Origin of the sequence: Marinomonas vulgaris (genome assembly GCF_018145875.1) — a bacterium.
GTDB classification, from domain to species: domain Bacteria; phylum Pseudomonadota; class Gammaproteobacteria; order Pseudomonadales; family Marinomonadaceae; genus Marinomonas; species Marinomonas vulgaris.
On sequence record NZ_JAGSSV010000003.1, the window covers coordinates 144,937 to 171,088 of the forward strand.

At 48.6% G+C, this 26,152-nt stretch carries 23 protein-coding genes; 11 read left to right on the top strand and 12 right to left on the bottom strand.

The features are described from left to right. The first annotated feature begins 95 nt into the window (after positions 1-95). Positions 96-1,034, top strand: coding sequence for a LysR family transcriptional regulator (locus tag J9B83_RS04330; protein WP_211535508.1), 939 nt, complete (start codon positions 96-98; stop codon positions 1,032-1,034). Positions 1,035-1,127: 93 nt separating this feature from the next. Here J9B83_RS04330 and gabT read toward each other — a convergent pair whose 3' ends face one another. Continuing rightward, positions 1,128-2,408: a 4-aminobutyrate--2-oxoglutarate transaminase gene (gabT, locus tag J9B83_RS04335; RefSeq protein ID WP_211535509.1), complete on the bottom strand. Its 1,281-nt coding sequence runs from the start codon at positions 2,406-2,408 to the stop codon at positions 1,128-1,130. 111 nt (positions 2,409-2,519) lie between these two features. After that, positions 2,520-3,986 (bottom strand): NAD-dependent succinate-semialdehyde dehydrogenase, encoded by a 1,467-nt coding sequence (locus J9B83_RS04340; RefSeq protein ID WP_211535510.1) that lies wholly within the window; start codon positions 3,984-3,986, stop codon positions 2,520-2,522. A gap of 252 nt (positions 3,987-4,238) precedes the next feature. Between J9B83_RS04340 and J9B83_RS04345 the strand changes: the two genes are divergently transcribed. After that, on the top strand, positions 4,239-4,910 hold the full coding sequence (locus J9B83_RS04345; RefSeq protein ID WP_211535511.1) for a GntR family transcriptional regulator: 672 nt from the start codon (positions 4,239-4,241) through the stop codon (positions 4,908-4,910). Between the two features lie 108 nt (positions 4,911-5,018). Beyond that, on the top strand, positions 5,019-6,539 hold the full coding sequence (locus J9B83_RS04350) for an aldehyde dehydrogenase (NADP(+)) (RefSeq protein WP_211535512.1): 1,521 nt from the start codon (positions 5,019-5,021) through the stop codon (positions 6,537-6,539). Here the strand turns inward: J9B83_RS04350 and J9B83_RS04355 are convergent, their stop codons facing one another. From J9B83_RS04355 to J9B83_RS04370, 4 genes are all read right to left on the bottom strand, one after another. Next, positions 6,540-7,559: an Ldh family oxidoreductase gene (locus tag J9B83_RS04355; RefSeq protein ID WP_211535513.1), complete on the bottom strand. Its 1,020-nt coding sequence runs from the start codon at positions 7,557-7,559 to the stop codon at positions 6,540-6,542. A 62-nt stretch (positions 7,560-7,621) separates the two neighbouring features. Continuing rightward, entirely contained in the window at positions 7,622-8,890 is a 1,269-nt protein-coding gene (locus tag J9B83_RS04360) for an NAD(P)/FAD-dependent oxidoreductase (protein ID WP_211535514.1), read from the bottom strand. Beyond that, the gene (locus J9B83_RS04365; protein ID WP_211535515.1) at positions 8,887-9,837 is read right to left on the bottom strand and encodes a 4-hydroxyproline epimerase; all 951 of its coding nucleotides are present in this window, start codon (positions 9,835-9,837) and stop codon (positions 8,887-8,889) included. Before J9B83_RS04365 ends, J9B83_RS04360 begins: the two co-directional genes overlap by 4 nt. Continuing rightward, positions 9,831-10,805 (bottom strand): dihydrodipicolinate synthase family protein, encoded by a 975-nt coding sequence (locus J9B83_RS04370; RefSeq protein ID WP_211535516.1) that lies wholly within the window; start codon positions 10,803-10,805, stop codon positions 9,831-9,833. The genes J9B83_RS04365 and J9B83_RS04370 overlap by 7 nt, the downstream gene beginning before the upstream one ends. A 230-nt stretch (positions 10,806-11,035) precedes the next feature. Between J9B83_RS04370 and lpxM the strand changes: the two genes are divergently transcribed. The 4 genes from lpxM to J9B83_RS04390 all read left to right on the top strand — a co-directional run bounded on the left by lpxM (position 11,036) and on the right by J9B83_RS04390 (position 15,088). Continuing rightward, positions 11,036-11,977, top strand: a complete 942-nt coding sequence (gene lpxM / locus J9B83_RS04375) for a lauroyl-Kdo(2)-lipid IV(A) myristoyltransferase (RefSeq protein WP_211535517.1) — start codon at positions 11,036-11,038, stop codon at positions 11,975-11,977. A gap of 88 nt (positions 11,978-12,065) precedes the next feature. Further along, positions 12,066-13,013 (top strand): oxygen-dependent coproporphyrinogen oxidase, encoded by a 948-nt coding sequence (gene hemF / locus J9B83_RS04380; RefSeq protein ID WP_211535518.1) that lies wholly within the window; start codon positions 12,066-12,068, stop codon positions 13,011-13,013. 67 nt (positions 13,014-13,080) lie between these two features. After that, positions 13,081-13,896: a shikimate dehydrogenase gene (gene aroE / locus J9B83_RS04385; protein WP_211535519.1), complete on the top strand. Its 816-nt coding sequence runs from the start codon at positions 13,081-13,083 to the stop codon at positions 13,894-13,896. A 37-nt stretch (positions 13,897-13,933) separates the two neighbouring features. Next, entirely contained in the window at positions 13,934-15,088 is a 1,155-nt protein-coding gene (locus J9B83_RS04390; RefSeq protein WP_211535520.1) for a GNAT family N-acetyltransferase, read from the top strand. A 13-nt stretch (positions 15,089-15,101) separates the two neighbouring features. Here J9B83_RS04390 and J9B83_RS04395 read toward each other — a convergent pair whose 3' ends face one another. The 3 genes from J9B83_RS04395 to hmpA all read right to left on the bottom strand — a co-directional run bounded on the left by J9B83_RS04395 (position 15,102) and on the right by hmpA (position 17,282). After that, a complete protein-coding gene (locus J9B83_RS04395; protein ID WP_211535521.1) occupies positions 15,102-15,542 on the bottom strand; it encodes a helix-turn-helix domain-containing protein in 441 nt (146 codons plus the stop codon). Positions 15,543-15,565: 23 nt separating this feature from the next. Then, complete coding sequence (locus tag J9B83_RS04400; protein WP_211535522.1) at positions 15,566-15,919, bottom strand: DUF4258 domain-containing protein; 354 nt, start codon at positions 15,917-15,919, stop codon at positions 15,566-15,568. Between the two features lie 172 nt (positions 15,920-16,091). Continuing rightward, positions 16,092-17,282: an NO-inducible flavohemoprotein gene (gene hmpA / locus J9B83_RS04405; RefSeq protein ID WP_211535523.1), complete on the bottom strand. Its 1,191-nt coding sequence runs from the start codon at positions 17,280-17,282 to the stop codon at positions 16,092-16,094. Between the two features lie 217 nt (positions 17,283-17,499). Here hmpA and norR point away from each other — a divergent pair, with 217 nt between their 5' ends. Continuing rightward, entirely contained in the window at positions 17,500-19,119 is a 1,620-nt protein-coding gene (gene norR / locus J9B83_RS04410; RefSeq protein WP_211535524.1) for a nitric oxide reductase transcriptional regulator NorR, read from the top strand. A 6-nt stretch (positions 19,120-19,125) separates the two neighbouring features. Here the strand turns inward: norR and J9B83_RS04415 are convergent, their stop codons facing one another. Continuing rightward, positions 19,126-19,551 (bottom strand): group II truncated hemoglobin, encoded by a 426-nt coding sequence (locus J9B83_RS04415; RefSeq protein ID WP_211535525.1) that lies wholly within the window; start codon positions 19,549-19,551, stop codon positions 19,126-19,128. 1 nt (position 19,552) lies between these two features. Next, complete coding sequence (locus tag J9B83_RS04420; protein ID WP_211535526.1) at positions 19,553-19,768, bottom strand: hypothetical protein; 216 nt, start codon at positions 19,766-19,768, stop codon at positions 19,553-19,555. Between the two features lie 437 nt (positions 19,769-20,205). Between J9B83_RS04420 and J9B83_RS04425 the strand changes: the two genes are divergently transcribed. Then, the gene (locus J9B83_RS04425; protein WP_211535578.1) at positions 20,206-21,486 is read left to right on the top strand and encodes an MATE family efflux transporter; all 1,281 of its coding nucleotides are present in this window, start codon (positions 20,206-20,208) and stop codon (positions 21,484-21,486) included. Between the two features lie 157 nt (positions 21,487-21,643). Further along, the gene (locus J9B83_RS04430; protein ID WP_211535527.1) at positions 21,644-22,192 is read left to right on the top strand and encodes a hypothetical protein; all 549 of its coding nucleotides are present in this window, start codon (positions 21,644-21,646) and stop codon (positions 22,190-22,192) included. A 65-nt stretch (positions 22,193-22,257) separates the two neighbouring features. Here the strand turns inward: J9B83_RS04430 and J9B83_RS04435 are convergent, their stop codons facing one another. Then, entirely contained in the window at positions 22,258-23,046 is a 789-nt protein-coding gene (locus J9B83_RS04435) for an FCD domain-containing protein (protein WP_211535528.1), read from the bottom strand. A 224-nt stretch (positions 23,047-23,270) separates the two neighbouring features. Here J9B83_RS04435 and J9B83_RS04440 point away from each other — a divergent pair, with 224 nt between their 5' ends. After that, the gene (locus J9B83_RS04440; protein WP_211535529.1) at positions 23,271-26,102 is read left to right on the top strand and encodes an FAD-binding and (Fe-S)-binding domain-containing protein; all 2,832 of its coding nucleotides are present in this window, start codon (positions 23,271-23,273) and stop codon (positions 26,100-26,102) included. Positions 26,103-26,152: the final 50 nt, after the last annotated feature.

Genomic DNA, 26,152 nt, shown 5'->3' on the forward strand with positions numbered 1-26,152 from the left:
GTTCTTACAAAATGACGCATCTCGAAGAGATAAAAGTCCCTTCAATGCGTGTAAACTAATCGTAATAAAATGTTTCTTTCGGAGTAGACATCACAATGAGCGCAAAAAACTACTCGCTGGGTCAGGTGGGTGATTATGAGATTAAGCAGTTAAAAGTGTTTAAAACCGTGGTTGATTGTGGTGGTTTTTCAGCGGCGGAAACCTCGTTGAATATTGGTCGTTCGACGATCAGTTTGCACATCTCTAATCTTGAGGCGCGTCTTAATTTGGTGTTGTGTAAGCGTGGTCGCGGTGGTTTTTCCTTGACGGAAGAAGGGGTGATTATTTACGAGATGACCGAGCGGTTGTTGGAGTCGCTTGATGCGTTTCGAACCACGGTGAACAATCTCAACGTCAGTCTTACCGGAAAGCTGCGCATTGCGTTATCAGATAAGGTTAGTTTGGACCCTCGCAGTCATTTTCCCGAGTTGATTAAACATTTTAGCAATGTGGCGCCCGAGGTTTTTATTACTACGAACGTGGCTTCGATGACGAACATTGAGAGAATGGTACTTAACGACGAAGCGGACGTGGGTTTTATCCCCTATCATCGTAAGCTGGACGGCCTTGATTACATTCATTTGTACAATGATCGCTGCTTTGTGTACGCCACCCAAGATCACCCATTGGCGAGCATGTCGAGTGAGGAACAGGAAGCGCGCGTCGATAGTTTCCCATCGTCCCACGCGGGCCTGAAATACCATGAGCAAGCCAGCGAGCAAATCTCGCACATGAAGCTGTCTAGCATTAGTTACTTTTACGATAGTCGTTTAGCGTTGATTTTGTCAGGGCAATACGTTGGTTTTTTACCGGAGTTGTATGCCAAGCCGTATATTGCCTCTGGGCAAATTGTTGCGGTGGCGACAACGACTCGTTATTACGACTTAGGCGTTGCGGTTGCAACAAAGAAAACCGCCCAGCCCAACAAAGCGAGAGAGTTGTTTTTAGAGGTACTACATAACACCATCAAAGACCTTATTGTCGCGCCCTACTAGCCCTTGTCTATTTTTAGGCATAAGAAAAGCCACCGTGTTACCACGATGGCTTAGGGTCAATCTCGTTTAGATCGAGAACGCAAAAGCAAACGCTTACGCGAGGGCTTTTTTCAGGCAGGCTTTAAAGATTTCCATGCCTTCATCAATCAGATCCATTTCGATCGTCAACGCCGGCAAGAAGCGAATAACGTTGCCACGAATACCACAAGACAACAAAATTAAACCGTGTTGTGCTGCAATAGCCGGTAGTTTCTTCGCCAATTCTGGATAAGGCTTGTTGACGTCGCCATCGTGTAAAAATTCGATGGCAATCATGGCGCCAGCATTACGCACATCGCCAATCAACTGTGGGTATTCTGCTTGAATAGCCGTTAGATGTTTAACGAAGTGAGCACCCACTTTGGTAGCGCGTTCGCACAATTTTTCTTCTTCAATCACATCGAATACCGCAAGGCCAGCCGCACAACCAATTGGAGAACCACCGTAGGTGCCACCCAGTCCACCAGGAACCGGCGCGTCCATGATGTCGGCTTTACCCACTACAGCGGCTAATGGAATACCGCCCGCGATGCCTTTTGCTGTGGTCATAAGATCGGCTTCAACCCCTGCTTGCTCGTGGCAGAACAGGGTACCGGTACGACCAAAGCCCGATTGAATTTCGTCGATGATGAGCAACATGCCGTGCTCGTCACACAAGGCGCGCAGTTTTTGTAGAAAGCTGGACGACGCTTTGTAAAAACCGCCCTCGCCTTGTACTGGCTCGATCAAAATCGCAGCAACGCGAGAGGCTTCTATGTCGCAGGTAAAGCGCATGGCCAAATCTGCCATAGCTTGATCTTCACTGATGCCCAAAAATTCATTTGGGTACGGTACGTGATAAATATCGCTTGGGAATGGACCAAAGCCGATTTTGTAAGGGGCGACTTTGCCTGTTAGACCGAGGGTCATATTAGTACGACCATGGTAACCGCCGTTGAACGCGATGATACCAGGGCGACCTGTATGAGCGCGGGCGATCTTGACACAGTTTTCAACCGCTTCGGCACCGGTTGTGACGAAAATCGATTTCTTCGGCGTGTCGCCAGGCGCAGCGGCATTGAGTTTTTCTGCCAACGCAACCGCGGATTCATAAGGGCTGACCATCACACAAGTGTGGGTGAAGCGTTCCATTTGCGCTAGTACAGCGGCTTTTACTTTTGGATGGTTGTGGCCGGTATTTAGCACCGCGATGCCAGCACCAAAATCGATGTGACGATTGCCTTCCACATCCCATACTTCGGAATTCAAAGCTCGGTCAACATAGACAGGCGCCATATTGGCTTGACCGCGTGCAATGGCGTTTTCTTTGCGTTGTTGTAAATCTGCGTTGTTCATTTTTTCACCTTAATGTTCGTTTTTCGCTCTAATGTATGTCACGCTTTTCTTGTCGACACCGACAAAAAGAGCGTGTGGTTATCCGTCGAGTTGAGTAAAGAAAGACGAGAATTACGCCAATCCACCTATGCACATGTATTTGATTTCGATGTATTCATCGATGCCGTACTGAGAGCCTTCACGGCCACTGCCAGACTCTTTCACGCCACCAAATGGCGCGACTTCGTTGGAAATAAGCCCTTCGTTTACACCCACCATGCCGTATTCCAACGCTTCGGTAACACGCCAAATACGCGCCATATTTTGGGAATAGAAGTAGGACGCCAAGCCAAACGGGGTATTGTTCGCCATAGCAACCGCTTCGTCTTCGGTGGTGAATTTGAACAAAGGCGCGACAGGGCCGAAGATTTCGTTAGAGAAAATCGCCATGTCTTCGGTGACGCCAGTTAGAATCGTTGGCTCAAAGAATTGCGCGCCGGCTTCAGTGGCCTTTGAACCACCAACCAAAATGTTGGCACCTTTTGCGACGGCGTCTTTGACCAGTTCGTCTACTTTGTTGACCGCTGCGGTATTAATGAGTGGCCCAATCGACACATCTTTGGCAAAACCGTCACCGGTTTTAAAGGTTGCAACCCGCGCTGCGAGCTTCTCAGCAAAGGCGTCGTAAACGCCCTCTTGCACCAAAATACGGTTAGCGCATACACAGGTTTGACCGGCGTTGCGGTATTTAGAGGCAATCGCACCCTCTACTGCGGCGTCTAGGTCGGCGTCATCAAACACGATAAAAGGCGCGTTGCCGCCCAATTCCATTGACGTCCGTTTGACGGTATTTGCGCACTGCGCCAGTAGTAACTTGCCTACTGGTGTGGAGCCGGTGAAAGACAATTTACGCACGGTAGGATGGCTGGTTAACACGCCACCAATGGCTTTCGCGTCTTTACCCACTACCACGTTCAACACGCCCGCTGGAATGCCCGCTTGATGAGCCAATTCCGCCAATGCCAAGGCACACAATGGGGTTTCGTCAGAAGGTTTAATAACAATAGTGCAGCCTGCCGCCAACGCTGGGCCGACTTTACGAGTGATCATGGCGATGGGAAAGTTCCATGGCGTAATGGCCGCCACAACACCGATCGGCTGCTTCATGGTCAGAACGCGCTTGTCTTTGGCGAAGCTTGGAATCACATCGCCGTTTAAACGACGCGCTTCGTCGGCGAACCAATCAATAAACGCCGCGCCATAAGCCACTTCGCCTTTGGCTTCTGCAAAAGGTTTGCCTTGCTCTAGCGTCATTAGAGTGGCGAGGTCATCTTGGTTGTCAAGAATCAGTTGGTTCCAGCGGCGCAACAAGGTTGCACGCTCTTTGGCTGTCGTCGCTTGCCATGCTTTTTGCGCCTTTTCAGCGGCTTCTACTGCAAGAGTGGTTTCTGTTGCACCGAGATCGGCGACATCAATTAGGTGTTCACCGGTAGACGGATTGGAAACAGAAAATGTCTCGCCCGACGCGGCCGCGACCCACTCGCCATTGATGTAGGATTGGCTTTTTAATAAAGAAGGCTGAGATAGTCGTGCTTGCATGCGAGTCTCCAAAAGTAGCAACGCGAGTTGATTTGTGTGTTTGCGATTGATCGATAGTAGGCAATTGGTTTGATTTGAAAAATGGGCAGCAATCAATTCAATGTTTGATGTGGTTCAAACATTAAGTGACCTATTGTGATGCGTCGTTATTAAACGAGTTTTTAGTATAATATGGTGAAATGTAAAAAGGCGGCTTAAAGCCTATGTTTGAAGCTCAACCGTCGTTGATCAAGACCATAAGAGGGTAAGAAATTGGCACAAAAAAGAGCGGTGGTTCGTCAAAGTTTACCGGATGTTATTGTCGCGGATTTGCGTAACCGAATTTTGAGCGGTGATTTAGAAGAAGGCACCTTGATTCGCCAAGAGCTGCTTGCTGAAGAATACGACGTATCGCGTATGCCAGTGCGAGAAGCCCTAAAACGCTTGGACTCGGAAGGGTTGGTGGTGTTTAAAAACAACCGCGGGGCAACCGTTACCAAACATTCATTGGATGAAATCGCGGAAATTTTTGATGTTCGTATCTTGCTGGAAATGGATTTGTTTCAGCGCTCGATTCCCGATATGACAGAAACACACTTTGCTGAATGTGAGGCGATATTGGCGGCCATGGATGCGTCTTATCGTGAGGGTAATATTGCAGATTGGGGGCCATTAAACGCAGCCTACCATGGAAAACTCTATGAAGCGGCTGGACGCCATTTGACGGAAGCGCTGTTAAAAAGAGTTACCTTGCAAGCCAATCGTTACGTCAGTATGCACATCGATAAATTAAATAACCGTGAAAACGCCAGTCACGATCATCATTTATTGCTTGAGTTAGCGCGTCAGCGAGATGTGCCCGCCGCAACGGAGCAACTCAAAGAGCATTTGATCAATACCAAGAACCAAGTTATTGCGTTGGTGAAGCAAACGCGCATGGCATAACTCTCCTTTATATTGACCTTGTTACGAGCCATAAAATAGTGAACAATTGCCTTAACAAAAATTGGATACAAAATGCAAAACTAACAAATTCATCAAGTTGAGGGTTTTATGACGTTTACTCCCCACGGAAAACACTTCATTGCGGGTCAATGGATCAGCACAGAACCACAATTTCGTTCTTCCCCTGCACACGGCGAAGCCTTTTCCTTTTCAAAAGGTTCTGTTGATCTGGTGAATGCCGCCGTGACCGCAGCGGAAGACGCTTTTTATGACTACAGTGGTTTGCCACGAGAAAAGCGAGCGGCTTTTTTACACGCCATCGCCGACGAAATTGACGCTCGTGGTGAGGCGATCACCGCCATAGGAACGTCTGAAACCGGCTTGCCTGAAGCGCGTTTACAAGGGGAACGAGGCCGCACTTGCGGCCAGTTGCGTTTATTCGCTCAGCATATTTTGGATGGCGACTATTTAGATCGTCGACATGACCAAGCTTTACCGGATCGTCAGCCTTTACCGCGTGCCGAATTGCGCTTAATGCAGCGCCCGATCGGCCCCGTTGCTGTCTTTGGGGCGTCTAACTTTCCATTGGCGTTTTCGACAGCGGGAGGAGATACCGCTTCAGCGTTGGCGGCGGGTTGTCCTGTGGTCGTGAAAGGTCATCCGGCTCACCCGGGCACCACGGAAATCATTGCAGAAGCCTTGCATGCAGCGATGGTTCTTTGCCAAATGCCGGCGGGAACCGTGAGTGTGATACAAGACAGTGGCGAGACCTTCGAGGTGGGTAAAGCGCTGGTCGAACACCCACTTATTAAAGCGGTTGGCTTTACTGGCTCATTGGCCGGTGGACGAGCGTTATTCGATTTATGCGCCGCGCGCCCCGAGCCGATTCCTTTTTTTGGTGAATTGGGTTCAGTGAATCCTATGTTCTTGTTTCCTCATGCGGTGTCCAATCGTGGCGAGGCGTTAGCTAAAGGCTGGGCGGCTTCATTAAGCATGGGCGCGGGACAATTCTGTACCAATCCAGGCATGGCGATCTTGGTAGCGGGATCAGAGGCGGATTATTTTGTTGCCCAAACCAAACAAGCCTTGTCGACTGTACCTGCTCAAACCATGCTGACAGACGGCATTGCACGGGCGTACCGTGCAGGGCAACAAGGTATTGCCTCCACCTCTGGCGTCAAAGAAGTGCTGAGCACTCACTGCGATGCGCGCCTTGCTACGCCGTATTTGTACGCCACTACCGCTGAAGAATGGTTGGCGAATGAAACCTTAGCGCAAGAAGTGTTTGGCCCGTTGGGCGTGGTGGTGGTGGCAAACAATGTCGAAGAGATGCTACGTGTCGCTAAACACCTAGAGGGTCAACTGACCTGCACCTTGCATATAGACGATGCCGATCTGGAAACGGCTCGTACTTTTATGCCAATCCTAGAACGCAAAGCGGGCCGAATCTTGGCGAACGCCTTTCCTACGGGTGTGGAAGTATGTGACACCATGGTGCATGGCGGCCCTTATCCTGCCTCCACCAATTTTGGTGCGACCTCGGTGGGCACCATGGCGATTCGTCGTTTCTTGCGTCCGGTGTGTTTCCAAGACATTCCAGCGGCTTTGCTGCCTACAGATTTACAATAATCACGATGTTTTCAGTGCGATCAGATCGTCGTAGAGCGCGCGCGGAATGTCCACCGCGTTGCGTTCTAGGTTAAACGCCTGTGCAGCTTGACGGCGTTGAGACGGTAGACGAGCGCCTTGGTCGATCACATCGGCGAACAAGCGCTCGGCGCGGTCGTTGTTTTCTGTCACACGGCCACCGCTGAGCATGTTGGGATCAAACGCGAGAATGATCTCACCATGATACGGCGCTTCGGGTTTACCACCGGCGGCGGCCATGCTTTCTTTACTGGTTAAATCATCGATCAGCGGTCCCGCCATTAATTCAATCATCAATGAAAAAGCAGACCCTTTGTGCCCGCCAAACGTTAGCATGGCACCGTTCATCGCCGCTTCGGCGTCGGTGGTGGGTTGGCCGTTTTTATCAATAGCGACGCCTTCTGGCAAGGCTTTACCTGCTCGGCGGTACAGTTCTATTTCACCCCGTGCAAATTGGCTGGTGGCAAAATCAAAGGTAAAAGGCGCTTTGCCTTGGCGTGGCCAGCTAAACGCGAACGGATTGGTGCCTAGCAAACCACGTGTTCCACCGGCGGGCGCGACCCATGCATGGCTGGGCAACATGGCCATGCCGGCTAAGCCAGCGGCAGAAAGCATTTCTACTTCGGGCCAGAGCGCAGAAAAGTGAAAACAACGATTGATCGCCAAGGCGGCGACGCCGTTTTTCTTGGCTTTTTCGATCAACAAAGGCATGGCGGCCTTCATGGCCAGTAACGAAATACCATCGTTGGCGTCGGCGCGAACCACAGAAGGGCCGACATCCGAGATGGTTGGTGCGGCGGTGCCACTGGCACGACCAGATCGGATACTTTCGATGCACATAAGCAACCGATACAAGCCATGGGAATGACAGTCGCCTAACTGATTGGTGTAAATAATATCGGTAATCGCCTTGGCGTGGTCGTTATTAAAGCCATGGTGGGCGAGTACCGACTCACTTAACTCACGGACTTCAGCCAAACTAAGCGTTATATTGTCACTCATATTGTCTCCCTAATGCTTATAAGAGGTTTGATTACATCATACTGCGAACAATGGGTAAAAAATCATTTGAAACGCTGCGCGCCATAGGCGTTCATGGGAATACTCGGTGTTTGTTCGTTTATTAACTCTGCTACCAACTCGGCGGTACCAGCGGATTGCGTCAACCCAAGATGGCCATGACCAAAAGCGTAAACGATGCGTCTAGATTGGCTGGCATAACTGATTACCGGCAAGCTGTCTGGCATGGAAGGGCGAAAGCCCATCCATTGCGTTCCGCCTTCCATGTTTAAATCTGGCAAAAAGGCTTTGGCTTTTTTGAGTAAAATATCCGCGCGCTGGTAATTAGGGGCTAAAGATAATCCGCCCAGTTCTACCGCGCCGCCAACGCGAACGCCGTCGCCCGCTTTGGTGACCACAAAACCATGATTGCTAAAGGTGATATGGGTTTTTAGCTCAAACGCGCCGGCTGGCAAGGTGGTGTTGTACCCACGTTCTGTGTCTAACGGCACACTGTCTCCTAAAGAGCGAGCGAGTGTCTTCGACCATGCGCCAGCGGCTACAACGATTTTTGTTGCTGTATAGAGGTTGCTAGAGGTTTGGATTTTTACCGAATCCGTTTTGATATCAATCGCTTGTACTGTGTCTATCGCCATGGCACCGCCGGCACGATGGAGGTAATCGGCAAGGTGTTCCGTCCACACTTTTGGGTGCACAACGTTTTTCCATTCTGGCGTGAAGCCCGCGTGGGTAAAACGAGGATGAATGCCAGGCTGAATTTTGGCAATGGCGTCTACGCTGTCTAAGAGTTCAAATACCACGCCGTGTTCTTTTCGAGTTTGCCAGCCCGCCAAAGAGGCTGTGAACTCGGCTTCGCCTTCGTACAGCTGCAACTGCCCTTCTCGACGAATCAAGGCTTCGCCATTCACCCGTTGTATTTGTCGTTCTAGGGCGTCTTTCGAAAAGTCCATTAAGGTAGATTGTGCTGTGAGCGCCGCTACGTAACGGTCTTGCCAACTGGCGCGCCAGAAATGCAGCATCCAAGGCATTATTTTAAATGCGTAAGCCGGTCGAATCGACAAGGGCCCGAGCGGGTCCAGCAGCCACTTTGGTGCGGTGCGCATAATACCAGGCGTTGCCAAGGGAATCACATCGGCAAAGGCAAAAGCGCCCGCGTTGCCCGCCGACGTTTCTGCGGCTACGCCTTTGCTGTCGATGACCAGAACCTGCTTGCCTTCTTGCTGTAAGCGCAATGCCGTGCTGATGCCGATAATGCCAGCACCAATAACAATGACGTCATAATTAGCCGCATCAGAAACGTCGAGCGATGTCATAGGGACACGCCGTGGCGCAAAGGGTCGGTTGGGTTGAGCATCATTTTGGCTTCTCGAGTGATAAACGCTTGCCCGGTAATAGACGGAACGACAGCGCCTACTGGTGCATTTTCCGCTGTGGAATATTGATAACTCAAGGTGTAGCCGCTGCCTATGGTGCTTTCTTGGTAAATGTCTTCCCCTGGCGCTAGGCGTTGATCGGCGGCTAAGCAAGCCAAACGCGCCGAACTGCCGGTGCCGCAAGGGGAGCGATCGTAAGCATCGTCAGGGCACAATACGAAATTGCGCGAATGACCTTTGTCGGTCAGCGCTGGGCCAAAAAACACGATGTGATCGATGATGCCGCCGTGTTCGCCTTCGATACCATGAGCGTAAAGCGTGTTACGAACCTGAATGCCCACCTCGGTTAAGGTGCGAATATTATTCGGTAATACGGGTGTTGGGCTGTTATCCACCAGAAAGAACCAATTGCCGCCGTAGGCGATGTCTCCTACGACCTTGCCCACGCCTTTCACGCCCAGTTCAACGCCTTTTTTGAAGCGATAGCTGTCGATATTTTGTACGGTCACGGTGTTTTGGTCGGTTAGCGTGACTTCAACAATGCCCACAGGTGTTTCAATTTTATGGGTGCCAACGCCGATTTTACCTAGGTGAGCCAGCGTCGCCGCCAGCCCAATGGTGCCATGACCACACATGCCAATCACCGCAGCGGCATCGAAGTAGATAACGCCAGTGACGCAGCTCGCATCGGTGGGTTCCACCAATAAAGCCCCCACCATGGCTTCTTGACCATAGGGCTCGACGACCAATGAGCGGTAGAAGTCTTTATGTTCGGTGGCAAGCCGTGTCGCTCGTTCCGATAAGGGCCCTGATCCAAGATCAGGCCCGCCTTCTAATATGACTCGGGTTGGCTCGCCTTCGGTGTGGCTATCGACAAGGGTTAGCATTGGGTTTCCTGCAAAATAGTAGACAGTACTCCGCCCTGTGTAGACCAGTCCGCAAACCAGGTTTTGAACAGGCTATATTGTTGTTCACAATAATGGCGCTGAGCGTCGTTGAGTTCGTCTGTTTCGTTGAAGTGTAAACGGTATTCTTCTTCCCCATTCAACACCAATAGGTATTTGAAAAACAGCACTAAATCTGGGCCTTCGTCAAAGCTTGCTAACACGCTAAAGGCTTCTTCTAATTCTTTGGCTCGCACCCGCGCTTCGGCGTTACCAGCAGCGGCCTTGCGGGATAAGTTCGCTAGCAACAACACTTCTTTTGGCAGCGCCGTGCCAATGCCGGTAATGGCGCCAACAGCACCACAGTTAACAAAGCCGTGCACAACCGCGGTGTCGACGCCGATCATGAGCAATACGTCATCGTCTTGCGAGGTGATGTTTTCCGCTGCATAACGCAGGTCATCTTCGCCGCCAAACTCTTTAAAACCGACCAAATTGGGGTGTTCAGCACGCAAGCTAAAAAACAAATCCGCACGGGTGGCAAACCCATATACTGGGCTGTTGTAAATAATAGCGGGCACATCCGGCGCGGCGTCAAGAATGGCTTTAAAGTGATGGCGCTGTGCTGCAATCACGGAACCACGAGACAATACACGAGGAATCACCATCAGACCCGCCGCACCGACGTTTTGCGCATGGGCGGCCAATGCCACGGCAGACTTGGTATTAATCGCCCCAGTGCCAACGACAACAGGAATGCCGGCATTGACCAAACGCTCGACACCTTCCATGCGCTCAGCATCGGTCAGCAAGGGCCAATCGCCCATCGAGCCGCAATACACCACCGCCGACATGCCCGCTGCCATCATTTCCTGCCCTTTTTTGACCAGACCATCGAAGTCTGGCGTACGGTCAGGTTTGCATGGCGTCATTAGGGCCGGCATTACGCCGTTAAATACGTTTGTGTTCATGGTCACTGGCCTCTTTCGCGGAGTTAAAGAATTTTAAAGACAAAGTTATGTTATGTATTTTGTATCCAAAATATATTCAGAGTGAAAAATAGTCAATGGCTATTTGATGACGAGGGTGGTATTGGTGCCTTAGCGACATGGAAGGTACATGGAAATAAGCGATGCTATATAAAAAGACCGCTGCGGTAAGGTAATATGGCTTTTTACGATCATTAGACGAACTGTACGACATGCTCCCATCTGATAAAAATACCTATAATCCTACTTTTCAATGGCGTTTTTTATCGCCTCGTTTTTGGCTTACCTGGCTGGTGGTCTTGTTGGTGATTTTACTGGCCTATGTGCCCTTTCGTCTTCGCGACAAGCTGGCGTGTAAAGTGGTTCCTATTATTTTGAAGCGAAAAAGTGGCACGCTAAAGCGTGCTCGTATCAATCTGCAATCGTGTTTTCCAGAAAAAACAGACGAAGAAAGAGAGCGTATTTTACGTGCAAGCTTGGAAACCGCGGCGCAGTTTTGTTTCGGTTACGGTGAGTTGTTGGTACGCAGTGACAAATACAAACAAAGCCGCAATCAAGTTATGGGTGGCGAGCATCTGTTTCCACTGCTCGACAAGGGTGAAAATGTCATTACCTTGGTGCCGCATTGTTGGGCGATTGATTACACCGGCTCTATGTTGGCTTTTCTTGGGTACACGGTAACCACCATTATGAAGCCGCAGAAAAACCCTGTGATGGATTGGTTAATGCACACCCAGCGCATGCAATACGGTCGCGGCGTTGTTTACCCTAGAAGTGCTGGTATTAAACCTTTTCTTCAATCCGTCAAGAAAGGCCATGTGGGGTATTACTTGCCAGATGAAGATTTGGGTGCTCAACATTCGGTCTTTGTGCCCTTTTTCAGCGCTGAAAAAGCCACCATGAAGGGTCTAGGAAAACTGACCAAGTTGACGAAAGCGCATATTGTGCCCATGTTTCAAGCGTACAATTCGAAGACGGGAAAATATGAACTGCATATTTTTCCTGCGTTGGAAAACTTCCCAACGGGAGACGACACCCAAGACGCGATTTTAATGAATAAAGCATTGGAGCAAATGATCGGCCAGCGCCCCGAGCAATACATGTGGATTCTTAACTTGTTACGCTCGCGCGCAGACGGCTCTAAACGCTATTAGCTTTAGTATAAAACGACAGCCTAAACTGTCATTTTGTTCGTATTATTTTACACACACCTATTTACGACAACACCAAACGGAGCAAATCATGTCATCCAGCTCATCTGCTACGGTTACTCACCTCGATGTCGAGGCGGTTAAAGCCTATCTTATGTCCCTTCAAGATCACATTTGTGCTTCGTTAGAAAGTCTTGAACCTTCGGTTCGCTTTCATGAAGACGCTTGGGATCGCCCCAACGGCGGCGGTGGTCGCACACGAGTCATTGCTAACGGCGCGGTAATCGAAAAAGGCGGCGTTAACTTTTCCCATGTGATGGGCGACAAGTTACCGCCTTCTGCGACTGCAGATCGGCCTGAACTGGCCGGCGGACGTTTCGAAGCCATGGGAGTGTCTTTGGTGATTCATCCGAATAATCCAATGGCGCCGACGTCTCATGCCAATGTGCGCTTGTTTATTGTCTATAAAGACGACATGGCGCCGGTGTGGTGGTTTGGAGGCGGCTTTGATTTAACGCCTTATTATGGCTTTGATGAAGATTGTGTTCATTGGCACCAAACCGCTCACGACGCGGTGGCGCCTTTTGATGAAAGCTATTACTCACGTTTTAAAACCTGGTGTGACGACTACTTTTACCTAAAACATCGTGGCGAACCGCGCGGAGTGGGCGGTTTGTTTTTTGACGACTTTAATGAAGGCAGTTTCGAGCATTGCTTCGGCATGATGAAAGCGGTGGGCGATGCCTACACCAAGGCTTACATGCCGGTACTGGCGCGCCGTAAAGATCTGCCTTTTACCGAACAACAGCGAGATTTCCAATTGCACCGTCGTGGCCGTTATGTGGAATTTAACTTGGTGTTTGACCGCGGCACCCATTTTGGTCTGCAAAGTGGTTTGGGCCGTACCGAATCTATCTTGATGTCATTGCCACCCGAAGTGCGCTGGACCTACGATTACCAAGTCGCCGCCGACAGCGAAGAAGCCAAATTAACCGATTATTATCTAACATCCAAAGATTGGCTGAATCTTGCAGGGTAAAGAGTGGTTTGCCTTTAAATGAATCGATAAGTTCATTGGTTTTGGTGTTTAAAAAAGAGGACAGATTTTGGATCAATACGCTGTAGTGGGAAACCCAATTGCGCACAGCAAGTCACCGAGCATCCACGCTTACTTTGCGACGCAAACACAACAATCGCTAACCTACTCAACCCTTTTGGGCGATGAAGTAGAGTTTGAACAACAGGTACGTGACTTTTTTCAGCAAGGCGGTAAAGGTCTCAACATCACTGTGCCGTTCAAAGAACGCGCTTACGCCATGTGCGATATATTGAGCCAGCGAGCCAAGCAAGCCGGTGCGGTTAATACTCTGTTAATGGGTAAAAATGGCGACTTGTTTGGCGACAATACCGATGGAATCGGTATGGTTCGCGACATTATCGACAATCATCAAGTGTCCCTAAAAGACAAGCGAGTGTTGATTTTGGGCGCTGGTGGCGCGGTTCGCGGCGTGCTTGAACCTATTTTGTCGGAGCAGCCAGAATCTGTCACCATTGCCAATCGGACAGTAGAAAAAGCGCAAGCATTGGCGGATCATTTTGATTGCCTCGCTTCCTCATTTGACGCCCTTGAAGGGTCTTTTGACATCATTATTAATGGCACATCGGCGAGTTTGTCGGGCAATTTGCCACCATTAAAAGATGAGCTGATCGGCGATCAAACCTGGTGCTACGACATGATGTATGGCGTCGAGCGCACTATCTTCTTGCAATGGGCACATGAACGCGGCGCAGACGGCGCTGATGGTTTGGGTATGTTGGTAGGTCAAGCCGCTGAAGCGTTTTATTTATGGCGTCAAGTACGTCCAGACAGTGCCAGCTTGGTGGCGCACATGCGCCGTCAAATGCTGACGAACGGACAATAACAAACGGATAATACTTGCAGAACATAGGATGGGTCAGATGAAGGCGCAATGGTTTAACTCGGTGGATCAAATCGGCGAAGCTACATGGCACGCCGCCATTGGTGAAACACAGTACCCTTTTGCGCAATTTGCTTTTCATCAGGCGCTTGAACAGAGTAACAGCATCGGCGATGGCACTGGCTGGTATCCAGAATACTTGCTGGTGATGGACGACGATGACAGCCCGCTGGCCATTGCGCCCACCTACTTAAAAACCCATTCTCAAGGGGAGTTTGTTTTTGACTGGTCTTGGGCCGACGCTTACCAGCGTTACGGCATGCGTTATTTTCCTAAACGCATTTGGGCTATTCCCTTTTCCCCAGTGACGGGAGTTCGACTCTTTTCCCATCTTGATCCAAAAGGTGACGATGTCGCCTTTTCGCATCTGTACCCTGCCCTTGCCGAATTAATGACTCAAGCCAACCAAGAGCGCGATTTCTCCAGCTGGCATTTGTTGTTCGCTAAGCCAGAACACGCGGCCTTGTTTGCACCAAATAAAGATCTACTGCAGCGTATTTCCTGTCAGTTTCATTGGTTCAATCGTGGCTATAAAGACATGGCCGATTACTTCTCACACTTTTCCAGTCGCAAGCGCAAAGCGGCACGCAAAGAGCGAGAAAAAGTCGCCCAGCAAGGTGTCACCTTAACGCGTACCCTTGGCAACGAACTGACTGCGGCCGAGATCGATTTCTTTTACCAGTGTTATCAATCCACCTACGCCAAACGCGGTCAACAAGGCTATTTAACGCGAGAGTTTTTCGGTTTATTAGCCGACAACATGGGCGGTCAAATTCTGTTGGTGCAAGCGTTTCGGGGCGAAAAAGCCATTGCGGCTTCCTGGTGTTTCTTCGACGATCGCTCCTTATATGGCCGCTACTGGGGTTGTGTAGAAGAAGTGGATTGCCTGCATTTTGAAGCCTGCTACTACCAAGGCATCGAGTTTTGCTTAGAAAAAGGGTTACAGCATTTCGATCCAGGTACACAAGGGGAACACAAAATCGCCCGTGGTTTTGAACCTGTGTTTAGCTACAGTGTGCATTACATTGCCCATGAAGGCTTTCGTGAAGCAATTGGCAACTTCTGCGAAGAAGAAGCCACCGCAGTGCGGGAGTATCATCAAGATACCCGAAAAATGCTGCCGTTTAAGCAATAGGCGAAACGCTGTGTTAAACAGCGATCTTCCAATGATTGTCGACTTCTTCTAATAATATTTCTCTTGCAGCTTGCTTAGCTTCGGCATCTGAAAGTAAATCGAGAAAATAGCCAACAGAGCTGGTTTTCTCTAGTATTTCCATAAAGAGAGATCTAAGCGCAGCGTCTGTTGTTCGAGGAATCACGGATTGCCCTTTTTCATAACGTGCGATCGTTTGCTCTGATACGCCAAAACGATAGCCGAGCATTTTTTGCGATAAATTTAATTCTATGCGTAAAAATTTAAACTCGGCAGGACAAAGTGCCGTGTGATTGTCTGTCAGGCTTTGTGCAATGGCATTATGTAAGTTATTCATATCATCGATGCTGGTGTAATCTTCGCCGTCGACCTGTTCAATGACAAAACCGTTTTTTAGAAAAACGTTAGATAAGCCACATTCAGTATAGTGATACATAAATACTCCTAATGCAGTGACCACTAGTGAACCCAGACTGTGATTAAAATCGATGTCGGGTTATCCGCAGGGTTTTTTATGGCAACGCTCAGTTCTAATATAGACCCAGCAGCCATGCCCTTTATATTACATTTCCAATCACCATTGAGCTCAAGATAAGGGCCTTCACGAAATACGGAGCGCTTACTTTTAAGCAGAGTTAAAATTTGCCTCGTGGTCACTCCTCGCTCAAGCATGCGTTCTTTGATGTGCCTGCTCCAGCGAATTCTACTTGTGTGATTTTCGGCTAAGTCGTTAAGGATCTTTCGAGCTGCAAATTCACTGAGAGGAAATACCACGCTTCCTTGTAGGTAGTTTTTTTCATAATGCTCATCCATTGAGACAATACCTATCATATTGATAGGTTATCTCATTTTTGTCAATAGTGAGATCAGTGATGGTAACCCTCCCCCTTTTTCTAAAGAGGGTTTCTTAAAGGGGAGGGTTTTCAAGTAGAAATGATGAGAAGGGAAAGCTCAAACGTCTTTCAAGATCAAACGTCTTTTAAAATCAAACATCTTTGTGCGGGCCGAACAATTCATAGTGAACGCGGTCTGCTTCGACGCCTAGCGTCAGCAGCTGTTGCTTGACGAACATCATGAAGCCCACTGGGCCGCAGAGGTAGAATTCGCCGTTGCTTAATGGCAGGCTGTCTTTTATTTCGTCGAGTTGCATTTTGCCTGCTATCGCGTCTTCGTTTGCGGTGCTGCCTTGCTCGTACCAGGTATGGACAGACAAATTCAGTGTGTCTTTTTGGCTGTTTACGTGGTCTTTGAACGAGTGTTGAGCCGCGTTTGCACAGGCATGCAAGTAGCTAACGGGTTGAGCGTATTGCTGTTTCGCCAAGGTATCTAGCATGGCTTGCATGGGTGTTAAGCCCACACCGCCAGAAATCAACACAACCGGTGTTTGCTTGTCTTGGAAGAAGAAGTCGCCTGCGGGTGGCATGGCTTCGATTTCATCCCCGACGTTGACGTGGTCGTGTAGGTAATTCGACATGACTCCCGCCATGTCGGCAGCGCCTTCGCGTTTCACACTGATACGATAATTTTGGCCATTGGGTGCAGTAGACAAAGAGTACTGACGAATTTCGTCGTATTCGTTACCTTTAGGGTGCAATTTTACGCCTAAGTATTGTCCAGGGATGTAATCGATCACCGCGCCGCCGTCGATCGGTTCCAGTACGAAGCTGGTGACTAACTCAGACTCTGCGGTTTTAGACGCCACGCGAAAACGACGAAAATCCATCCAACCGCCCGCTTCAGCTGCACGCTCTTTGTACAGGTCGGCTTCTATCTTGATGAAAATATCTGCCAACTGGCCGTACGCCGCCACCCAAGCTTCTTCTACGTTTGGAGTAAAAGCATCGGGTGCCAATTCACGCAATGTTTCGATTAGATGATGGCCGACAATGGCGTATTGGTCTGGCTGAATATTAAAACTGGTGTGTTTATGCGCGATGCGCATCACGGCACCAGTAAGCACTTCCAAGTTATCGATGTGCGTTGCGTAGGCCGCAATGGCGTTAAACAACGCCGCTGGCTGACCGCCCGTTTTTTGGTGAGTCATGTTGAACACATGCTTAAGTTCAGGATTATGCTGAAACATGCGTTTGTAGAAATATTCGGTAATAGCAGGGCCGGCAGACGCTAGTAGAGGAATGGTAGAACGCACTGTGTCTATGTGTTGTTGAGATAACATGGTTGTTTCCTTTTTAATGAATCAGTAAATGAAAATGTCACTGAATTAAATTGACTATTGCGAAGGCCGTGCCAAGTTATAAAATATATATAAATCAGTCACTTGAATTAATCTTATAAAAAATAGAGTCAATAAGACTCGATTAAATAAAAATCTATATGATATGTTTGAGTCAAATTGACTCAAACAACGAACCAGGAATGAAGCATAGCCACCGATGAATCATATTTCCAACAATGCCCTACTCAGCTTTGCGTTAGACCTTGCCAGCGCGGTGACCCAGCCGAATCGCTTCGAGCAATTGGTTAATGCCATACGAGCAACGATCAATTGCGATGCAGTGGTTCTCTTGATTCGCCACCATGAGGTATTGACGCCCATTGCGCAGCGCGGCTTATCGGAAGATTTAATGGGGCGTCGTTTTGTCATCAATGAACACCCGAGGCTAAAAGAAATCTGCGCGGGGCATTATCCGGTGCGTTTTCCCAGTCATTCAACCTTGCCCGACCCTTACGATGGTATGGTGGTTGGCTATGGTGAGCATTTGCCCGTGCATTCTTGTATGGGCGTGCCCTTGTATTTAGAAGGCGAATTAATGGGCGTGGTGACATTAGACAGCATTCAGCCCGGCGTTTTTGATGAAATAGACAACCGTGCCTTAGAAATTATTGGCACCATGGCGGCGATGACGCTAAACACCTCGATGTTGATGGAGCGACTCGAAAACCAGTCTCAGCACGCCCAAGATGTGCTAAAAGTGATGAACGAGCAGCCAAGCGAAATGATCGGTCAAAGCAAGGCGATGCAAGCTCTTAAACAATCGATTCAGTTGGTTGCCTCGTCCGATTTTACCACCCTCATAGAAGGGGAAACTGGCGTCGGTAAAGAGCTGGTGGCGCGCTCTCTACACGAACAGTCTTCCCGTGGCGATGCGCCCATGGTGTACGTCAATTGCGCCGCGATTCCGCAACACTTAATTGAAAGCGAATTGTTTGGGCATGTAAAAGGGGCGTTTACGGGAGCGGATCGTGACCGAGAAGGAAAGTTTCTGCTCGCCGATGGTGGCACTTTGCTGTTAGACGAAATCGGCGAGCTGCCTTTAGAAGTACAAGGCACGTTATTGCGTGCCATTCAAAATCAAGAAATTCAGGCGGTTGGTAAAGATCAGGTGCGAAAAGTCGATGTGCGTATTCTCGCGGCCACCAATCGACATTTAGAAACCGAGGTGGCTGAACAGCGCTTTCGCGCCGATTTATTTCATCGCTTGAGCGTGTTTCCCATTCAGGTGCCCGCATTACGTGAGCGTAAAGGGGATATTCCCTTGTTAGCGGGATTTTTCGCCGAGCGTTTTCGACGCAAATTAGGTTTACAGCAACTGACCCTTTCCGTCGCTGCGATTGAATTGCTCGAAGCCTATCATTGGCCGGGCAATGTACGAGAGCTGGAGCACGTGATTTCCCGAGCGGCTTTGTTTGCTAAAGCAGAAGCCACCAAATCGGCGCAAAAGAGCGGTATTACCGTGATAACGCCGGCTCATCTAACAGGGTTACAGATAAATAATAACCCAATGAAAAAGACACAATCCAATTGGCTAGAAACCGACTTGCCACAAGCCGATATTTCACAAAACAGCTTGCCACAACACAACATGGTTGAAACGGTGGATTTACGAGAAAAAACAGAGAGTTACCAACGTGGCTTGATCCGACACGCGTTAGAGAAAAATGACGGCAATTGGACAAAAGCCGCGCAACAGCTTTCGATGGATCGCGCCAATCTAGCGCGATTGGCGAAACGTCTGGGTATTTACGTGTTGAAAGACATTCGTAGCGAATAGCGCCTTTTAGGCGTGGTTGGCGGCACTGACTTGGCGAATACGTTCAGCGGGAAATTCGAGTTTTGGTAATAAATACGCTTTTAGGTCGGCGGGATAATTGAGTTCATCCAATGCCACGGCCATGCAATCTAACCACATGGCTTTTTCTACTTCTGTAACCACAAGATGCGCATGTGCCTGCGGCAAACTCATGGCACCGTATTTCTTTGAAAACAAACGTTCTCCGCCCATCCAGCCGGACAAAAACGCCACCAATTTATCGATAGTGAGCGTCATGTCTTTTGGGTGCATGTCGTACAAGGGGCGAAATTCGGGTGTGTCGCCCATGATGCGATAAAAGGTTTCTACCAAGGATTGCAAACCTTCTACACCACCAATGGCCTGTAAAGTGCCGTCGGCTTCGCCGTAAGCGGGAGCGTGTGAAGAAGTCATTTTATTTGTCCTCTTTTTTGGCTGGCGAGATTTTTTTCGCAGCCAATTTTTCTTCTTTTTCACGATCCATTTTGATCGAATTGCGGTAGCCGCCAAGCGCCGCAAGCGCACCAATGATAAGGCTCATGTAAAAAGGGATTTCAAACAACATGGTGATGCTGATGAAAACACAGCCAACGGCTAATGCCTCAAGATAGGGTCTCAATTGTTTTGACATAGAGTGTCTCCAGCGATGCAAAATAAACGCGAGTTTAGCAAACTTCTGTGATCATGTGCTCAGGATTGTGGAAAAAACCATGAGTTATCCCAAAATAGGTTTTGTGAAATAATTTTCTTATTGATCTCGTTTTAACGGATGAATCAGGCGGCGGCCTGTGGAAAAGTCGACATATAATAACTACTACGGCATTTTTTGAGATTATATGGTCTAGATTGAAGGTTAAAACCACTTTTGACGGCTTTTACTGTGAATAACCGCGCTTTTTTTCCACGCTGTTTTGGTTTGTATTTTATAATCGGGACAGTAATGTGGGTAAAAGGTTATCCACAATGTTTTATTTACCCACAAGCGAGCCCAGTGTGTCCAAGTTATCCTTAGCCTCTGTTTCTCATTCTTATCGAGAGAATCTGCCTCTTAATACCAAAATCTGGCGAATGGCCTGGCCACCGATGGTGGCAAACATCACCACGCCGTTATTGGGCTTGGTTGACACGGCGGTTGTTGGGCATTTAGGCACCGCTACCCATTTGGCGGCGGTGGCCATCGGAGCGAGCATTTTTAGCTTCTTGTTTTGGGCGTTTGGTTTTTTGCGCATGGGGTCGACGGGGCTGACTGCTCAGGCACTGGGGCAAGACGATCAGCGTCGTGTGCGAGAGTTGCTGTTGCAGTCTGTGTTGATGGGGGTTTTTATCGGCTTGATGCTGATCGCCTTTCGAGCGCCGATTATTGATTTGGCCATGACCTTAATGGAACCCAGCGCCGAAGTAGAACCTTGGGCGCGATTGTATTGTGAGGCGCGAATTTTTAGCGCACCGGCGGTACTGGCTGGCTATGCCCTAATGGGCTGGTTTTTTGGCGTGCAGTATTCCAAAGGCCCCTTGTGGATGTTGTTGGTGATCAACATTGCCAACATGGTGCTGGATTATGCTGCGGTGTATGGTTTGGGAATGGCCAGTGACGGCGTGGCGTGGGCGACCGTGTTGTCTCATTACATCGGCGTCTTAGTAGCGGGAGTATTGGCTTGGCATAAACTCAAGTGCTTTTCGGGTCATGTGCCCCTACGAGCATTGGCGAAATGGCGCGAATACATCGCTTTGGTGCAGGTGAACCGTTACTTGTTTGTGCGAACGATTTTGTTGTTGCTGGTGATGATGTTTTTCACCGCTCAAGGCGCTCGCCAAGGGGATTCTATTCTGGCGGCCAACGCCGTGCTATTGACCTTTTTGATGATTATTTCCAACGCGCTAGACGGCTTTGCCTTTTCGGTAGAAGCCTTATGTGGCGAATATTACGGCCGCAAAGACAAGGCGAATTTTAAAAAGGTGATTCGCCTTTCAACCTATTGGGCCTTGTTAGCGGCGTTGATTTTAATGCTGATTTTCTGGCTGTCGGGCAATCAAATCATTGCTTTACTGACCAGCGTACAAAGTGTGCGCGACGATGCCGCACTGTACCTACCTTGGCTGATCTTCTTTCCACTTTTGGGTATTTGGTCGTTTATGCTAGACGGCATTTTTATCGGCACCACCAGTGTGAAGCAAATGCAAAACACCATGATTCTTTGCGTACTCGGCGTTTTTTTCCCTTTGTGGTTTATGACACAGGGCTTGGGGAACCATGGATTATGGCTAAGCCAAGCTGTGTTGTTTATTGCCAGAGCCGTGACCCTTTATTGGTGTTATTTACAAAACATGAAAAAAGACGTTTGGTTTTAATTGATTAATAAATGACAACGCTAAATATTTTTTCTCATTGTTATAATAAATAAATGTTTATTCTACCTAACATTTTTTATTGTAAAGAAAAGCTTTACAAACCAAGTAGACTGATTAAAAATCCATCCTTCATTGTAAAGGGACATGGATGATTATTATGAATCTTAGAAAAAAATTGGCTTTAGGTTGTGTTGCTATGGCGGCAGTAAGTTATACAGGATCAGCATTGAGTGCTGTAAGAGCTCAAGTTGGTGTTGGTCTTTTTGATGAATTATTTGTCTATAAAAACGATAGCTTAGAAGCAAATTTAACAGGTTACTCTCTACAAGTTCGTACGTTTGGCGGCAAGCATTTTGCATCAGATTTTGGCATTCAAAAAGGAAATAGTTTAGAGGCAACTCAAGGTAATATTAGTGTAAAAGTAGATGGGTATGAATCCACCGCTTTGTACTTTAATTGGTTATTAACAACAGAAATTCAACCGAATTTAGCTTATGGATACCTTGGTTTAGGTTTATTTCATGACACGCTGGAATATAATGACCTGTCATATACAGCAACAGGTTTACAGATTCCTATTGGCATAGGCTATCAGTTTCAAAGATTTGCAGTAGAGTATCAGCTGCAGTTTAGAAGCGCAGATGATTATTCATCATCCTTAGAAAGTGTTGATGTCGGTACATTAAGTTTGTTGTTAGCCTTTTAGTTTTTTATCTATAAGCTGTTAATATATCAGTAAGTTAAATATTTAAGCTTACTGATATATTGTATTCACTCTTTTACTCCATTCATTCCTTGGTGCTCACTTCTTCTCAGGGATCGTTGAATACGCGTTTCTTCTTGTCTTATCTTCAATAGGTTGTCTTCTACAAAGACGAGGTGATCGTGAGCGGCGCGGCGAGCTGCCTCGGCGTCGCCTGCCATGATGGCTTGGTACAAATTAGTGTGTTGTTCCATAACGAGCTGTCGAGCGGCTTTTTTCTCAAACAGGTTTTTCAAATTGCTTGAAATACTCTTGGCCAACATGGTGTGTAAGCTGCGCAAAGTGTGTTGCAGCACCACGTTGTGGGCGGATTCGGCGATGATCAGATGAAATTCCACATCGAGTTTGGCTTCTAGAGCAAACGCTTGGTTTTGGTTCGCTTCGACGAGCTGTTCGAAGCAGTGAGTGAGTTTGGCTTTGTCGGCGTCGGTGCTGCGCAAGGCCGCATAATAAGCCGCGAGACTTTCCAGTGCGTCGCGAAATTCCAGTTGATCGTATAAAAACTCATCGTGGGAACTGATCAAGTCCTGCAAAGGGTCAGCAAACGAGCTGCCAAGCTGATCGGAAACGTAAGTGCCGCCGCCATGGCGACTGAACAATACGCCACGAGCCACCAATTTCTGTATCGCTTCGCGTAATGACGGGCGAGAGACCTCAAAACGCGCGGCCAATTCTCGCTCTGGCGGTAACTTTTGCCCTGCGCCAAAACTGCCTTCTAAAATCATGCTTTCCAGTTCCTGCACTATCATGTCGGAGATTTTTGGTTGTTTGACGCGATTAAATGGCTTGATGTCCATGGGGTTCCTAACGTTCTGTGCTTGAATAAAAAGTATGAAGTTCACTGTACAAACAATGATCGTAATTTAGGTTGACAAACTTCGGTCAGATTCTTAATGTGCTCTGTATTTATAGGGTAAATTGGTCTTACCAATATGTCCATTAATTAATGGTCTATTGTTAACCTGTTATCTTCACAAAAATAACAACTTGCTTGAACTGGCTTTATGCCATGGGATGTCTGATGAATTCTGCTACGACCCTTACCGTTAAAACCGCGCTTTATAATGATATGTACCACGCCCTTAAAAAGGTAATTGATGAGTCTCGGCTCATTCAAGACCCGCTTCGTACTCTCGCCTACGGCACCGATGGTAGCTTTTATCGACTGATTCCTCAGTTGGTAGTGCGTGTCGACAACGAGGATGAAGTGCGTTTGGTGTTAAAAGAAGCACGTGAGCGATCTTTGCCGGTGACGTTTCGTGCGGCGGGAACGAGTTTATCCGGTCAGGCGGTCACAGATTCGATTCTGATGCAGCTGTCGGATAACTGGAAAGGCCATCGCATTCATCAACATGGCCACAGTATTTCTTTGCAGCCGGGGATCATTGGCGCGCGAGCGAATCAAATCTTGGCGCCTTTTCAACGTAAAATTGGCCCAGATCCCGCGTCAATTAATGCTTGTATGATTGGTGGTATTGCGGCCAACAATGCCAGCGGCATGTGTTGTGGTACGGCGCAAAACAGTTATCACACCATTGAAAGCGCTCGACTGATTTTCGCCGACGGTACCTTGTTAGACACTTCCGATGACGCCAGCCGTGCAGCCTTTGCGAAAAGCCACACTGAGCTACTAAGCACCTTGACGCGCCTTTCTAGAGAAGTGCAAACCAACCCAGAATTGGCGGAAAAAATCAGACACAAATACCGCCTGAAAAACACAACGGGTTACAGTTTAAACAGCCTAACGGACTTCGAAGACCCGTTCGACATACTCCTACATCTAATGATCGGTTCTGAAGGTACGCTAGGTTTTATTAGCGAAGTGACGTACGAAACCGTGGTGGATCATCCAATTAAAGCTGCGGCGATGATTTTCTTTGAAAACATGGAAGCCACGTGTCGCGCGGTGATGGCGCTGAAAACCTCATCGGTTGCGGCGGTTGAATTGATCGATCGCGCTGGGTTGCGCGCGGTGGAAGGTAAACCTGGTATGCCGGATGCCTTGGCGTCCCTTGGGCCAGATGCCGCAGGGTTATTGGTCGACGTTCGTGCTGCCGATGCGGACGAGCTAGCGGCAAACCTCGTGTTGGTAAAGGCCGCTTTAGAAGGCCAAACCACATTAAGTGAGATTGAATTTACTCAAGACAAAGCCATTTACGACTCTTACTGGAAAATTCGCAAAGGCTTGTTCCCTGCCGTCGGTGCAGTGCGCCCTGTAGGCACGACTGTAATCATCGAAGACGTGGCGTTTCCTATTGAGCAATTGGCAGAAGGCGTTTTAGAGCTGCAAGGCGTTTTCCAAAAACACGGTTATTCAGAAGCGATTTTGTTCGGTCACGCCCTAGAAGGCAATTTGCATTTCGTCTTTACCCAAGGCTTCGATGACCCGAAAGAAGTCACCCGCTACGAACAACTCATGGACGAAGTCGCACAATTGGTTGCGGTGAAATACAAGGGTTCTCTAAAAGCGGAACACGGCACCGGACGCAACATGGCGCCGTACGTGGAATTGGAATGGGGCAAGGTGGCTTACGACATCATGTGGGAAATCAAACGCGCGTTTGATCCGCACACCTTACTGAATCCCGATGTGGTCTTGTCCCGCAACGCGAATTTGCATGTGCAGAATTTGAAACCCATGCCGAAAGCCAACGATAAGGTCGATACCTGTATCGAGTGTGGTTTCTGTGAATCTTCTTGCCCGTCTAAATCTGTGACGCTGACGCCGCGTCAGCGCATCGTCATCTGGCGCGAAATTCAGCGCTTGATCGCGGCGGGCGACCAGCCGGAACGCCTTGCCGAATTGCAAAAAGACTACGATTACCAAGGCGTGGATACCTGCGCGGGGTGTGGTTTGTGTTCTATGCAGTGTCCGGTTGGCATTAATACGGGCGATTTAACCCGAGAAATTCGCCACGATCGTCATCCAGACAGCAAGGTAGGTTATTGGGTCGCGGATCATTTTGCTGGTGTAACGAAAACCGCGAAAACCGGTTTGTCTGTGGCACACACGGCGCGGGGACTAATCGGCAATGGCGGTATGAAAGCCGTGACTTCCGTGATGAATAAGGTCTCGGGTGGTACTGTGCCTAAATGGCATAACAGCATGCCGACGGCAGCAAACAGTATTCCTGTTCGTCAACTGGATGGCGCGCAAAAGGAAGTGATTTACTTTCCAAGCTGTGCAACACGAGTGATGGGCGCGGGCCCCAATGCCAGCGACAAACGCTCGGTGATGACGGTGATGTTTTCTGTATTGGAAAAAGCCGGTTACAAGGTGACTGTACCCAAAGACATCGAAAGCCAATGTTGTGGCATGGCGTTTCATTCGAAGGGACAATTCGATGCGGCACAGCAAAAAGCCAGTGCGCTTAACGCTTTATTGATAAGCGCCAGTGACAATGGCCGTATTCCGATCATTTGTGATGTGAGCCCTTGTACCTTGCGCATGCAGGAAAGCCTAGACGACCGTTTGGAATTGCACGAGCAAGTGAGCTTTTTGTCGACTCATGTGATGCCAAGCGTCACGATTCCGAAAAAGCTCAACAAGATGGCCTTGCATGTGACGTGCAGCACCACGCGAATGGGTTTGGCGGATCAGTTTGTTAGCTTGGCGCACCAATTAGCCGATGAAGTGGTGATTCCCGCTGATATTACTTGCTGTGGCTTTGCCGGCGATAAGGGTTTCTCGACGCCAGAATTGAACGGCAGCGCGCTGAAAACTCTCGCTAAAGCAGTAGAAGGCTGCGACGTTGGTTATTCGAACAGCCGTACTTGTGAAATTGGCTTAACGGAACACAGTGGTATTGAATATCAATCCATTGTTTATCTTGTTGATCAATTGACTCAATAGGGATCTGGGTAAACTTACTGGGTCGTTGTTTACTCACTGGATCCTAGCTT